We start from the raw sequence: 13,344 nt of genomic DNA, 5'->3' as shown, positions 1-13,344 counted from the left end.
GCAGGGCAGAGGGGGGCGCGAAGGATCGCCAGCCTTTGCTCTAACTCATTCTCAACCAGGAACCAGTCTGCGGGCGTAGCTACGAATGGTTGACAGGCCGGCGGGACAGCGCCCCCCCTGTCCTGCCGGACATCTCCCCCACGAGGGGGGAGATTGGCCGTCATTAGCGCTTTCGCCAATCTTATCCCTTCATGCAACCAGTCACACCGGTCGCGCCGCTTCGCGCGCAAAGGCCTCGATCAAAGGCGCATGTCCCTCAAGGTCGGGTTGGGTCGCGAAGCTGTGGCTGGCGGCGGTCGTTGCCCAGGGCAGCCTTTCCGACGTGAAAACCTCGACGAAGGGCACGTACCAATGGTGCTCGTCGAGCATGGTTGCGCGGACATTGACGAAGAAGTCCAGGCCGTGCGGCTGCGTGAACATCCAGTTCTTGCAATGCGGGCAATAGAGTTGCCGGTGCGGCCCATGCATGCCGCCGACCACCGGCTCGCCTTGCGTAACGGTGAAGCCGTTGCTTGGCACGGCCATGGTCAGGGAATAAGCGCTCGCGCTCAGCTTCTGACAACCGGTGCAATGACAGGCCATTGTAAGCAAGGGCGGCGCACTTATCCGAAAGCGTATCCCGCCGCACAGGCAGCCGCCGTCCCAAGGTAATTTCCACTCATCCATCATTTGGCCTCGATCGGTCTTGAGCCCTGCCGAGCGATTCTAGCGCGCGACCGGGCAACATTGCGGCGACCGAGAGTGTCGCCAGGCCATATCGAGCGCTTTGGCGCAGGCCAGCGTTTTGCGCTCGCTGTTTCGCTGGTAATCTTCGGAATTGAACCGGGCATCGACAAGCCCGGCGCCGACCTGCATCATTGCGGGCGAAGCGAACAGCGGCGCGAGGGGGGGCCGATGAACAGGATTGCCGACAGGCTGCTCGCGGTGCTGCTGGTGGCGATCGGCATGCTCTGCTTCACACGCGTGTATTTTGCGCTGGGCGGCGAGGGCGCCGGCGAAGGCTTCGCGTCGGTGCGCCTGGCTTTTTTCGGCGCGGCGGGTGTTGTCTCAGCTCTTGCAGCCCTGTTGTTCTGGGCCGGCCTGTTGCCGGGCCGATCGACGCACGATCCGAAGACGCCTCTGTTCGGCAGGGGCGCCGAAACGCAACCCGGCGGACGACCACGCCTGCGGCGGCTCTTTGCCGTCGTTCCGTTCCTCGCCGTGCTCGCTCTGGTGGCCGACCAGCTCGGCCCCTGGTCGCGGCAGCCACAGGACGCCGGCAGAAGCCTGATCGCCGAGCAAACTGTGCCAAGCGCGCCGGAAGGCCAAGACGTCACCAGCGCACCGGCCCCGGAACCGGAAGCGATACAGCCGCCAACTCCTGCCTCGCCATCCGAGGTCGCGCTGGCCCCGCCTGTCTCACCGCCGGAGCCTGCCCCGGCCGCGCCACCGCAGACCGTCGCGCCGCTGCCGCAGGCTCCGCCGCCGCAGCCGACGCAGCCCGATGGCCACCGCGAGCCCGTCGTCTGGCTGGCGGTGGCGCCCGACGGTCACTCGATCATGAGCGCCAGCACCGACCGCACGATCAAACTCTGGGATATCGACGGCAAGCGCCTGATCCGCACCCTTGGCGTCCACAAGGACATGGCGCGTACCGCGCTTTTCCTGCCCGATGGGGCGCGGGCGCTGACGGCGGGCGACGATGGCGAGATCGTGCTGCGCCAGCTCGCCGATGGCGCGGTGCTGCACGTCTTCTCGTCAGGCCAGAACGGCGGCGTCAACAAGCTGGCGATCAGCCCGGACGGCAAACGTGCCGTCAGCGGGCACGACACCGGCAGGGTCATCGTCTGGGATATCGAGAAAGGCTCGGTGCTGCATGTGATGCCGGGGCACGACTGGTCGATCAGCGGGGTCGCCGTCTCGCCCGACGGCACACGCGCGATCAGCGGCAGTATCGAGGGCACGCTAAAACTATGGGACATCGCCACCGGCAAGCAGCTGCGCAGCTGGCACGGGCATGAGCGCGGCCCCTATGGGATCGTGTTCATGGCCGACGGGCATCATCTGATCACCGGCAGCGGCGACTATACGATCAAGCTCTGGGATCTCGACACCGGCCGCGAAGTCCGCCGCCTCGAGGGCCATTCGGGCACGGTCTATGCGCTGGCGCTGTCGACCGACAACAAGCGGCTGCTGTCCGGCTCGCTCGACGGCACGGCACGGCTGTGGGACATGGAAACCGGCAGCGAGACCGCGCTGTTCGACAGCCGGTCCGGACCGGTCTACGCCGTGGCGTTCGCCGCCGACGGCACAGTGCTGACCGGCGGCTACGACCGCACCATCCGAGACTGGCCGGCGGCTGGCGGTGATGCGGTGGCGCTGTTCCCGGGCGCGCCGGAGTGATGTGCGAAGGTGGCGCGCGACGCTCGACGTTACAGAAAGGAGCGCCGCCGCCGACGCTGCCAATCTCCCCCCTCGTGGGGGAGATCGGCTGTCGCGGCCGCCTACGCAAAACCCCTTTACGGCATCGGCTTTCGAGGCCAATACCGCTTCGACCAAGCGTTGGGACCGAACATGGCGACCAATCTCCACATCGTCGAGGCATCCATCGCGGAGTTGCGGCGGGCGCTGGAGGCCGGCACCGTCACCAGCGTCGAGCTGGTCGGCGCCTGCCTGCGCAGGATCGCCAGGTATGACGGGCATGGCATCGCTCTCAACGCCGTTCCCGTGCTCAATCCGAAAATGTTCGAGGAGGCCGCCGCGTCCGACCGGCGCCGCCGGAGTGGTGCGACGCTCGGGCCGCTGGACGGCATCCCCTACACCGCCAAGGACAGCTACAAAGTAGCAGGCTTGACGGTCGCCGCCGGCTCGCCCGCCTTCGAGCATCTCGTCGCCATCGAGGACGCCTTCACCATCGGGCGGCTGCGGGCCGGCGGCGCGGTGCTGATCGGGCTGACCAACATGCCGCCGATGGCCAATGGCGGCATGCAGCGCGGCGTCTACGGAAGGGCGGAAAGCCCCTACAATGCCGAATACCTGACCGCCGCCTTCGCGTCGGGCTCGTCGAATGGTTCCGGGACAGCGACGGCGGCCAGCTTCGCCGCCTTCGGGCTTGGCGAGGAGACATGGTCGTCCGGCCGCGCGCCGGCATCGAACAACGCTCTGGTCGCCTACGCGCCGTCGCGCGGCGTCATTTCGGTGCGCGGCAACTGGCCGCTGGTGCCGACGATGGACGTGGTGGTGCCGCATACGCGCAGCGTGGCCGACATGCTCGAACTGCTCGACGTGATCGTCGCCGACGACCCGAACACCACCGGCGATTTCTGGCGCGCGCAGCCCTGGGTGGCGCTGCCAAAAAGCTCGGCCGTGCGGCCGCCGCGCTACGCCGGACTCGAGCTGGAGGGAGCGCTGCAAGGCATGCGGCTCGGCGTGCCCCGCATGTATATCGGCCGCGATATGGAGGCTGACGTGCCGATCCAGACCCGCGCCTCGGTGCTGGAGCTGTGGGAGCAGGCGGCAGCGGATCTGCGGCGGCTTGGCGCTGATGTGGTCGAGGTCGATTTGCCCATCGTCTCCAACTACGAGCGCGACCGGCCGGGCACAAAAAACATGGTCGATCGCCGGCTGGTTCCGGAAGAATTCGCCGAACGCGAGATATGGGACCTGTGCGTCTTCGCCTGGGACGATTTCCTGCGCGGCAATGACGATCCCGCGATCCCCGATCTTTCCTCGGTCGACCGCCCAAAAATCTTTCCGCGGCCGCCGGGCACGCTGCCGGACCGCTATGGCGACAGTTTTGATCTGGCGGAATATGTCGAGCGGGCCAAACGCGGCGTCACCCCATTCCTGGCCATTCCCGAGTTGGAGGCTGGTCTGAAGGGTCTGGAGGCGACGCGGCGGATCGATTTCGAGGATTGGCTCGACGCGCGAGGGCTCGACGCGGTGGTGTTTCCAGCCGTCGCCGATGTCGGACCGGCCGATGCGGATGTCAACGAGGCGTCCGCAGCGCTGGCGTGGCGCAACGGCACCTGGGTCGCCAACGGCAATCTGGTGTGGCGCCATCTCGGTATTCCGACCGTCACCGTGCCGATGGGCACGATGGCCGATATCAGCATGCCGGTCGGCCTCACCTTCGCCGGCAAGGCTTATGACGACACCAGGCTGCTTCGGCTGGCCGGCGACTTCGAGCGTTTTGGCCAGCGCCGCACCCGCCCGCCGCGCACGCCGGAACTTCCCGACGATGTTTTTTTCGCCCGGCCTGCCGCCCGCCGGCCCGGCGAGGCGCCGCCGCTCACCGTCGCGCTTGCCGCCGAGACGCGCCATGGGGATGATCAGGACGAGATCACCATCACGCTTGATGTGCATGGCGAGGCCGGAACCGAGATCAGCGTGAGAGTCCATGTCAACGGCGAGCCCATTCGCATGCTGCGGACCGGCGCGCACTTCACCGGGCGTGCAGTCGTACCGGCCAAAGAGCATGAGAGAATCCACAGCGTCTGGCGCGGCTCGTACGGCTCGATCGTCACTGCTGTCGTGCGGCTAGCGGACGGGAGCGCCGCCGGCGCCCACGCGGTGACAGGCGGGATTGGGTGAGGGGCTGCTGCAAGTACAGATGCTGACGGAAGACAGCAGGCGATAGGAATGCTCGGATGAGAAGATCTCTTGCAATTGGCGCGATTATGCTCGCAACCTACGCCAACTCGCACGCTCAGAACTTGGCCGAAGACATTCACCGCGACGGACAAGGGCCGTCAACGATGTGCGGTTTCCACGGTGCTGACGCACTTGATTTGATCAGGCGAGTGAGGGCATCTCCAGCGCTGCGCCGGGTTGCTGCTTCATCCCGCTTCGAACTGTTCGTTTCTGCCGACGAGTTGACGCAGTGGAGTTTCACAAGACCCAGCGAGCAGGCCTACCCTGCCATAACGTGCAGACGCCTCAGCAGGGATTGGCAAGGCAGTTGGCACCAAGAACGGACTATGCGCTGCGAAGCAGGTCGCCGGGCCTGCGATAGGCTGTTTGCCGAGTTCCAGCGGCTCGACGAGCAATTCCGGCGCTCGCTGCGCAGATAGATCGGGCAGAAACGGCGCCACGCTCGCTGGACAGCAGCCTACATCGCCAAGCACAGCAAAGCGGCGGGCTTGAATAGAGTTATCAGCTCGCCCGCCTTGATCTCGGCGCCATCGGCGGCATTCAGTGCGGCGTTGTGCTGCAGGCTTTTCCGCGTCAGTCCGGCTTGCAGGGGTCGGCCTTGGCCGCCGCTGTCTTCTCGCCCTCCTGCTGCGCCTCGACATCCTGCTGCGAGGTGGCAAGGTTTTTATCGCCACCGGCTTCCTGGTTGGCAAGCGGCATGGTGTTGCCGGTCTTGTTGGCCGGGCCGCCCTCTACCCTGTTGCCGGCATTCGCATCGGTTTCGAGGGGCGCACGCGTTGCGTCTTTTGCGACGCCTGATTGAGCTTCGATCGATGCGGTCGTCTCATGGCAGGTGGCGCTTGCCGTGCCGGCGCTCAGGCCGATCATAGAGGTGGCGAGCAAAATAGCGGTAAGCGTCTTCATCTCATCCTCCTTTCGGTGTTTGAGGTCATCTTTCTAAACTGCCGGCACTATCTGAGGTTCCGCTATTCGGTTCGAACCTCAAACGGAACGATCAGTGGGTCCTTCCGGACCGGGAGCCAATGTAAACCAAAAGTTGTACCGGCGCAGCCGTTACTCGACATGGTACTTGCGCCACCCCTAAAATAATGAGATGCTGGTTACGGGTTATTGGGTAACGAGTGTTGGGGTAGGGAGAAGGCGTCTCGACTGTTGTAAGTTCCGGGACGGCTTTGGGAATTCATGAAACTCCTGCGGTTCCTGGTGGGCATCCTCACCATGTCGTCTGTCGTGGCGATTTCGACTTATTGGGCAACGGGTTCAATCTGGAAGGCGACCGGCGGGATGATCATTGCCTTGATCGTTTTGCAGGTTGGCTATTTTGTCTACCTCCTCTGGGCGGCCTATAGGCCCGGCGCGGAAGCCGCAGGAGCTGATCCCCCTGAGAGTATTGCCTGTGAGCGTATTGCCTGGCTCGACCATGGAGCTGGTGTCCGGCTCTAGCGCGTTTTGCAGCCAAGTGGAATCACTTGGCGCCGTAGAAATGCGGCTAAAACAAATAGATAGAGCGGGATGCCAGTTTTAGTTTGAACGCATCCGCTCTAGCTGAGACCGGAACCGAAGGTCATCAGTTCGAGACCGGACGGTTCCGGAATGTCCATTGGACGTCCCGGAGGGTCAGCCAACCAGCCATATATATCAGCCCGGTTCGGACAATTTGGCACGCAACCTCATGCTTTGCGGGCTTCCGCAGGCGCGGCCTATCGCGTATTGGCGCGGGGAAAATCCCTTGGGCACGCGTGAAAAGTATGATTCGACTGGAAAGCATCAGCAAGCAGAACGGCCGGCAGATCGTCTTCATCGAGGCCTCCGCCTCCTTGCAGAAGGGCGAGAAGGTCGGGCTGGTCGGCCCCAACGGCGCCGGCAAGACGACGCTGTTTCGCATGATCAACGGCGAGGAGCAGCCCGACGAGGGCCAGGTCGCCGTCGATCGCGGCGTCACCATCGGCTATTTCAGCCAGGATGTCGGCGACATGAAAGGCCGCAGCGCGGTTGCCGAAGTGATGGACGGCGCCGGGCCGGTGAGCGAAGTGGCGGCCGAGATGCGCGATCTCGAAGCCGCCATGGGCGGTCCCGATCGCGGCGATGAGATGGAGGCGATCATCGCCCGCTACGGCGACCTGCAGGCGCGGTTCGAGGAACTCGACGGCTATGCGCTGGATGGCCGCGCCCGCGAGGTGCTGGACGGCCTCGGCTTCAGCCAGGAGATGATGGACGGCGACGTCGGAAAACTTTCCGGCGGCTGGAAGATGCGCGTGGCGCTGGCGAGAATCCTGCTGATGCGGCCCGACGCCATGCTGCTCGACGAGCCGAGCAACCATCTCGACCTGGAAAGCCTGATCTGGCTGGAGCAGTTCCTGAAAAATTACGACGGCGCGCTGCTGATGACCTCGCACGACCGCGAGTTCATGAACCGCATCGTCAACAAGGTGGTCGAGATCGATGGCGGCTCGCTGACCGCTTACTCCGGCAACTATGAATTCTACCAGCAGCAGCGCGCGATCGCCGACAGGCAGCAGCAGGCGCAGTTCGAGCGCCAGCAGGCGATGCTGGCCAAGGAGATCGCCTTCATCGAGCGCTTCAAGGCGCGCGCCTCGCATGCCGCCCAGGTGCAGAGCCGGGTGAAGAAGCTGGAGAAGATCGACCGCGTCGAGCCGCCCAAGCGCCGCCAGAAAGTGTCGTTCGACTTCCAGCCGGCGCCGCGCTGCGGCGAAGACGTGGTGACGCTGAAGAACGTCCACAAGGGCTATGGCAGCCGCTCGATCTACGAGGGGCTGGACTTCCAGGTGCGCCGCCGCGAGCGCTGGTGCGTGATGGGCATCAACGGCGCCGGCAAGTCGACGCTGCTGAAGCTGGTCGCCGGCGCTTCCGAGCCGGACAACGGCACAGTGGCGCGCGGGCCGAGCGTCAGGATGGGCTATTTCGCCCAGCACGCGATGGAAGTGCTGGAGGGCGAGCGCACCGTGTTCCAGACGCTGGAGGACGCCTTTCCGCAGGCAGGCCAGGCGCCGCTCAGGGCGCTTGCCGGCTGCTTCGGTTTTTCCGGCGACGAGATCGAGAAGAAATGCCGGGTGCTGTCGGGCGGCGAGAAGGCGCGGCTGGTGATGGCGCTGATGCTGTTCGACCCGCCCAACCTTCTGGTGCTGGACGAGCCGACCAACCACCTCGACATCGCCACCAAGGAAATGCTGATCACAGCGCTCTCGCAATATGAGGGCACCATGCTGTTCGTCTCGCACGACCGCCACTTTCTCGCCGCGCTGTCGAACCGCGTGCTGGAGCTGACGCCGGAGGGCATCCACCCCTATGGCGGCGGCTATACGGAGTATGTCGAGAGGACGGGGCAGGAAGCGCCGGGGTTGCGGGGCTAAGCCTGCCGTGAGGCGCAAACCGAGCGGCTCGGCGTCGTTGGCCTGAGGGGGGCGGGACTGGCGCCGAGCCTAACCGGTTGGGGGGTAGATCACCGGCCATTTAGATACATACGCCCAACCTAATATAAGAGCAAGCTAATGTTATGCGTTAGCGGTTTCCAGCGGCTGTTTCCAATCGGTGGATGTTTCCGGCCGCCGCTTCCCGGCCGCGCGCTTAAACCGGGTGATGGAACTGGCGCCAGAAGGCATCCGTGGCGGCGGCTGACATGTCGAGCGCGGCCAGAGGCGCCGGGACTGCGGGGCTGAGGCGCAGAGCGGGGGCGCTGAAGGCGTCTCGATCGCCGGCTTGACCGTTCACGAGGCCGGCGACATTGTGGATGTGCTGTTCGCCAGTCCATAACGGTCGTGTGGGAATGGATTTTCGCAACGCCATCGATGAATCGCTGGCCTGGGCCAGCCGATGGTTCGACTACGCCGTCACGCCGTGGTTCTTCTATCAGGCTGCCATCATCGTCACGCTCTTCCTCGTCGCGAAGCTCGCGGCGCAGCGCATCGAACCGCTCGTGGAGGACCGGGCACGCCAGATCAAGGGGCATCCCGGACTGTTGAGGGTCGTGGTTGCCCTTTTGCGGCGCACCGACTGGATACTGTTCACGGTCTTCCTGCTTGCCGCGCTCATTCTCATGCGCGCCGTCACTTGGCCAAGCCGGACCCATTTCATCTATATCGCGCTCTCGCTATCCCTCGCGTGGCTGTTCGCGTCGGTGCTGTCGCGCATCATCCGCAACCGCCTCGTTGCGCGGGCTCTCGGCTGGCTGACCTGGATCTATGCGGCGCTTGTCATCCTGGGCATCGATGACGACGCTGCGGCTTTCCTGGACAGCCTCGCAATACCGTTGGGCGCGGTTCGCCTTTCGGCGCTCATGGTGCTGAAAGCGGCGCTGCTGCTGATCGCCACGGTTTGGCTTGCGGTGGTCGTCGGCAAGTATATCGATGAGCGCGTCCGGATCTCGGAAGAGCTGACACCCTCGATCCGCGTCCTCGTCGGCAAGGTCGCAAAAATCGGCCTCGTGCTGGTGGCGGGTGCCATCGCCCTGTCTTCCGTCGGTCTCGACCTGACGGCTCTGACGATATTCTCCGGCGCCGTCGGCGTCGGCCTGGCCTTCGGGCTGCAAAAGGTCGTTTCAAATTTCGTCTCCGGCATGATCATCCTTCTCGACAAGTCGATCAAGCCGGGCGACACCATTTCGCTCGAAAGCACCTTCGGCTGGGTACGCGAATTGCGGGCGCGGTTCGTCTCGGTGGTGACACGCGACGGCCGCGAATTCCTGATCCCGAACGAAGACTTCATCACCCAAAGGGTCATCAACTGGTCGTTCAGCGACAACCTTGTGCGGCTCGACGTGAATTTCGGGGTTTCCTACGACGCCGACCCGCATAAGGTCAGCGAACTGGCGATAGCGGCCGCCATGAGCGTCGGCCGGGTCGAAGCGGACCGGCGGCCGGTCTGCTGGCTCACGGACTTCGGCGAGTCCTCGCTCAATTTCGTCCTGCGCTTCTGGATCCACGACCCTCAGCAAGGTCTGACCAACGTGCGCGGCAGGGTACTGCTGGCGCTGTGGGACACTTTTAGGGAAAACGGCATAGACATCCCCTATCCGCATCGCGAGATCATCATGAAGCCGGATGGCGGCGCCGGGAAATTACGCGGGCGCTGATGGGTAGGGTGCAGCAGGGTCGCGGTGCCGAAGCTGCCAATCTCCCCCCTTGTGGGGGAGATTGGCAGCTTCGCCGCTGAGCGCAGCCTTTTCCTCCGTGCCATCCAGCAAGGGTTCAAGCCCTGGCTTCAATGCTGTATCCAGCTCCGAACTCAAGGAGCCTTCGATGACCTCACACCTCGACATCCCTGACGCCGGCATGGCGGCCGATGACGAGTGCGCCAGCGACGACGACACCACGTGGCAGGACGATGTTCGCGCGGGCGTGCGGCATGTGCGCGATCTGGATTCGCTGCCGCTGTCGCCAGCCGAGCGCGCGGCGGCTCAAGCCGCGGCCACGCGCCACAAGGTTCGCATCCCAAAAGCCTATCTCGACCTGATCGACTGGAGCGACCCCGCCGATCCCATCCGGGCGCAGGTCATCCCGTCGCCCGAAGAACTGGCCGAGCAGGAAGGCGAGCTCGACGATCCGATCGCCGACCATGCCTTCAGTCCGGTGCCGCGATTGACGCATCGCCATGCCGACCGGGTTCTGTTGTTCCCGACCTATCAATGCGCGGTCTATTGCCGGTTCTGCTTCCGCAAGGAGTCACTGACCTCGATCGGCCGGGGTTTTTCACGCGAGGCGCTGGAGCCGGCCTTCGCCTATATCGCGGCCCATCCCGAAATCCGCGAGGTGATCCTGACCGGCGGCGACCCGCTGTCGCTGCCGGACAAGGCGCTGGCGGAAATCCGCGCCCGCATCGAGGCGGTTGCGCATGTGCGGCTCTTACGCATCCACACGCGCGTGCCCGTCGCTCTGCCCTCGCGCGTCACATCAGGGCTGGTTCAGGCCCTGCAGGGCCGGCTGATGGTCACGGTCGTCACCCATTTCAACCACGCGCGGGAGATCACTGATGCCGCCGAGCAGGCCTGCCGCACGTTGAGGCAAGGCGGCTTCGTGCTGCTCAACCAGAGCGTTCTGCTGAAAGGCGTCAACGACACGGTCGAGGTGCTGGAGGAGCTCTGCCGGGAGCTGATGTACCGCCTCGGCGTCAAACCCTATTACCTGCACCACGGCGACCTCGCCCGCGGCATGGCGCACCGGCGCACCACTATTCACCAGGGACAGGCGCTGGCCAGCGCGCTCCGCGCGCGCCTGTCGGGCATCTGCAACCCCGTCTATGTACTGGACCTGCCGGACGGCGGCGGCAAAGTGCCGCTCGGCCCGTCCTATGTCGAGGCGCAGGACGGCGAGACGTGGCGGATTCGCGGGCAGGATGGCGAGCTGAGGACCTATTCGGAGCTTGTCGGCGACCTCTGAAACCTTGGTTCTCGCCCCCGCAAGCGGGCAGGGCATCGCATATCAGAACTGCCCCCTCATCCGGCCGCGGAGCCTGTCCTCGGGCTTGCCGGAGGCAAGACCCGTGGGCGGCCACCTTCTCCCCGCCGGGGAGAACAGAGACTCGTCAGCACTGGCTCCTCTCCCCTTGGGGAGAGGTCGGATTGTCCCGAATTGCCCTTCGCAATTCGGTTGGCAATCCGGGTGAGGGGGCCACTTGCGAAGCCCTGCCGTGAAGCGGCGGAGAGGTGGCTCGGCGAAGCGGCCGGAGAGGGGCCTTCCTCGAGCGCGAAGCTCCAACTGCCGCGCCTGGTTGGAACCGGATCCAATGCCTCGCATTTAGAGATGACGGGGCAAAGGAGCGCAGGGTGAAAGCTTTATCGGCGGTACTTGGCGGCTTCGCGCTGACGCTGGCGGTTTTCGCCAGCGGGTTGGCGTTCGCCGTATGGATTCTTTCCGCCGAGCCGGTGCGGCAGGCCGCCCCGACCTCCAGCGTCGCCGAACTGTGGCCCAGGGAGCCGCGGAAGGTGGACCCTGCTTCGCAGCGTCTTGAGCGCCTTCCCGCCCGCGAGGTCCCGAAGGTCCCGGTTGACCGCACCTCGAAACCTGCCGATGCCGCAGCTTCGGCGCCCGCCGTTACCGGCTCCATCGAGCCGGCAACGGACGAGCAGCAGGCCATGACCGCCGCCCATGTGCAATGGTGCGCAAGCCGCTACCGCTCCTACAGGCCAAGCGACGACCACTACACATCCTACAGCGGAGAGCCGCGTCCCTGCATCTCGCCCTATCTCGACGCCGGCGCGGCCGACCATGCCGCACAGCCTCCCGACGATGGCGCCAGCTATGTCGAGGCGACCGACACTTGGCCAATGGATGGCGACGTCCCGTCGGATGAGGGCGCATCGTATTGGGACGCCGCCCAGCTTCCGCCCGACCACGTGGAATATTGCTTCAGCCGCTACCGCTCCTATCGGCCGGAAGACAACAGCTACCAGCCCTACTCGGGCGGCCCGCGCAGGCAGTGCGAGTAGGGCAGGGGCGGGTGGCGGGTTGGCCGCCGCAGTGCATGGCGCCTTGCGACCAACGATCACGCAGACTTCTTGGATCGTTGCCGCAGCGTTCATCCGATACCCAATGGAGGAATCAACATGGCCGATGACCGGGAAGACAAGATTCGTGAGCGCGCATACCAGATCTGGGAACGTGAAGGCGGGATCCATGGCGATCCCGAGCGGCACTGGCACCGGGCCGAGGCCGAGATCGACAGGGAGGCAGCTCTGCCGCTGACGGCAGGCGATGCCCTGCCGGAAACCCGCGAGGTCGCGAGTTCCGACGTCTTGACGGTGGAGGCCCTGGCGGTGCGCACCGGAATATCGGGCGAACAGGCGCAGGAGCTGATCGACAGGCTGGGCAACGACCGGGCGGCGATCGAACAAGCCGCGCGCAACCTCAAGGGGAAGCAGCGGCTCGGGGAGTGACAGATGATCAGAAAACTCAAAGACGGAAAATACCGCCTCTATTCGCGCAAGAAGGACGAAAAGACCGGCAAGCGCCGCAATCTCGGGACGTTTGACACCCGCGAGGCTGCGGAGAAGCACGAACGCGAGGTGCAGTATTTCAAGAGGCATTGAGGGGGCGTGCCGTCGCTTGCCAGGCAGCCGCGCATCACCGCGCCGCTCCCGACGATGGCGCCAGCTATGTCGGGGCGAGCGACACGCCGCCAACGGATGGCAACGTCCCGCCGGGTGAAACCGGCGCCGCCCAGCTTTCGCCCGACCACGTGCAATATTGCTTCAGCCGCTACCGCTCCTATCGGCCGGAAGATAACAGCTACCAACCCTATTCCGGCGGCCCGCGCAGGCAGTGCGAGTAGGCAGGCGCCTCGCGCGCCTGTCGGGCATAGGCAAACTACGTGCTGGACTTGCCGGAAGGCGGAGGGAAGGCGCCGCTCGGGCCGTGCTATGTCGAGGCGCGGGACGGTGAGGCGTGGCGGATTCGCGAGATCGAGAAGAAATGCCTCGGTTAAGGACTGTCTTTATTCAAGCCACGGCATGCAGAGAAGTCGGATATCCGTGAACGGCCTGTTTTGACCCACTCCGGACCATCCTGAGGTTGGGACACGTGGCTGACGGAGCGATTGTTCCCACCGCCAACGACGGAAGAAACCGCTTCGGCAAGTTCAGCGCGCCAGTGGGTTCGAAGTCCCGAAAACGGACCTTCCTTCGAATGACGCCGTCCTTCCATTGGACCGCAACAGACCTTTGCAGTGACCGCTTCGCGGATCCTGTTCCTGTTGAAGGCG

General features: G+C 64.8%; 12 protein-coding genes and 1 pseudogene. 11 read left to right on the top strand and 2 right to left on the bottom strand.

All coding sequences use genetic code 11. The features are described 5' to 3' along the window. Nucleotides 1–201: 201 nt before the first annotated feature. Nucleotides 202–666 carry a GFA family protein gene (locus AC0L3N_RS32735; RefSeq protein WP_473551728.1) on the bottom strand — a complete coding sequence of 155 codons (465 nt, stop codon included), beginning with the start codon at nt 664–666 and terminating at the stop codon, nt 202–204. Nucleotides 667–741: 75 nt separating this feature from the next. On the opposite strand from AC0L3N_RS32735, the gene AC0L3N_RS32730 reads away from it, so the two are divergent. After that, nucleotides 742–2,382 carry a WD40 repeat domain-containing protein gene (locus tag AC0L3N_RS32730; protein ID WP_473551726.1) on the top strand — a complete coding sequence of 547 codons (1,641 nt, stop codon included), beginning with the start codon at nt 742–744 and terminating at the stop codon, nt 2,380–2,382. Between the two features lie 171 nt (nt 2,383–2,553). Further along, nucleotides 2,554–4,572, top strand: coding sequence for an amidase (locus AC0L3N_RS32725; protein ID WP_473551725.1), 2,019 nt, complete (start codon nt 2,554–2,556; stop codon nt 4,570–4,572). Nucleotides 4,573–5,205: 633 nt separating this feature from the next. On the opposite strand, the gene AC0L3N_RS32720 is transcribed toward AC0L3N_RS32725, so the two are convergent. After that, on the bottom strand, nt 5,206–5,535 hold the full coding sequence (locus AC0L3N_RS32720; protein ID WP_123147867.1) for a hypothetical protein: 330 nt from the start codon (nt 5,533–5,535) through the stop codon (nt 5,206–5,208). Between the two features lie 279 nt (nt 5,536–5,814). On the opposite strand from AC0L3N_RS32720, the gene AC0L3N_RS32715 reads away from it, so the two are divergent. The 9 genes and pseudogenes from AC0L3N_RS32715 to AC0L3N_RS32675 all read left to right on the top strand — a co-directional run. After that, the gene (locus AC0L3N_RS32715) at nt 5,815–6,075 is read left to right on the top strand and encodes a hypothetical protein (protein WP_473551723.1); all 261 of its coding nucleotides are present in this window, start codon (nt 5,815–5,817) and stop codon (nt 6,073–6,075) included. 305 nt (nt 6,076–6,380) lie between these two features. After that, a complete protein-coding gene (locus AC0L3N_RS32710) occupies nt 6,381–8,003 on the top strand; it encodes an ABC-F family ATP-binding cassette domain-containing protein (protein WP_473551722.1) in 1,623 nt (540 codons plus the stop codon). Nucleotides 8,004–8,416: 413 nt separating this feature from the next. Further along, the gene (locus tag AC0L3N_RS32705; protein WP_473551720.1) at nt 8,417–9,721 is read left to right on the top strand and encodes a mechanosensitive ion channel family protein; all 1,305 of its coding nucleotides are present in this window, start codon (nt 8,417–8,419) and stop codon (nt 9,719–9,721) included. A 166-nt stretch (nt 9,722–9,887) separates the two neighbouring features. Continuing rightward, entirely contained in the window at nt 9,888–11,024 is a 1,137-nt protein-coding gene (locus AC0L3N_RS32700; RefSeq protein ID WP_473551718.1) for a KamA family radical SAM protein, read from the top strand. 386 nt (nt 11,025–11,410) lie between these two features. Continuing rightward, the gene (locus AC0L3N_RS32695) at nt 11,411–12,073 is read left to right on the top strand and encodes a BA14K family protein (RefSeq protein WP_473551717.1); all 663 of its coding nucleotides are present in this window, start codon (nt 11,411–11,413) and stop codon (nt 12,071–12,073) included. A 117-nt stretch (nt 12,074–12,190) separates the two neighbouring features. Next, entirely contained in the window at nt 12,191–12,520 is a 330-nt protein-coding gene (locus AC0L3N_RS32690) for a DUF2934 domain-containing protein (RefSeq protein WP_027155405.1), read from the top strand. Between the two features lie 3 nt (nt 12,521–12,523). Then, nucleotides 12,524–12,673, top strand: a complete 150-nt coding sequence (locus AC0L3N_RS32685) for a hypothetical protein (RefSeq protein WP_023677295.1) — start codon at nt 12,524–12,526, stop codon at nt 12,671–12,673. Between the two features lie 140 nt (nt 12,674–12,813). Beyond that, nucleotides 12,814–12,915, top strand: a pseudogene (locus AC0L3N_RS32680) (BA14K family protein); the annotation flags it as partial. A gap of 248 nt (nt 12,916–13,163) precedes the next feature. Beyond that, nucleotides 13,164–13,344, top strand: a 181-nt coding sequence (locus AC0L3N_RS32675) for a hypothetical protein (protein WP_473551715.1), incomplete at its 3' end; no start/stop codon positions are given.

This window comes from Mesorhizobium sp. WSM4807 (assembly GCF_055811615.1).
This window is presented reverse-complemented; position numbering and strand designations above follow the sequence as displayed.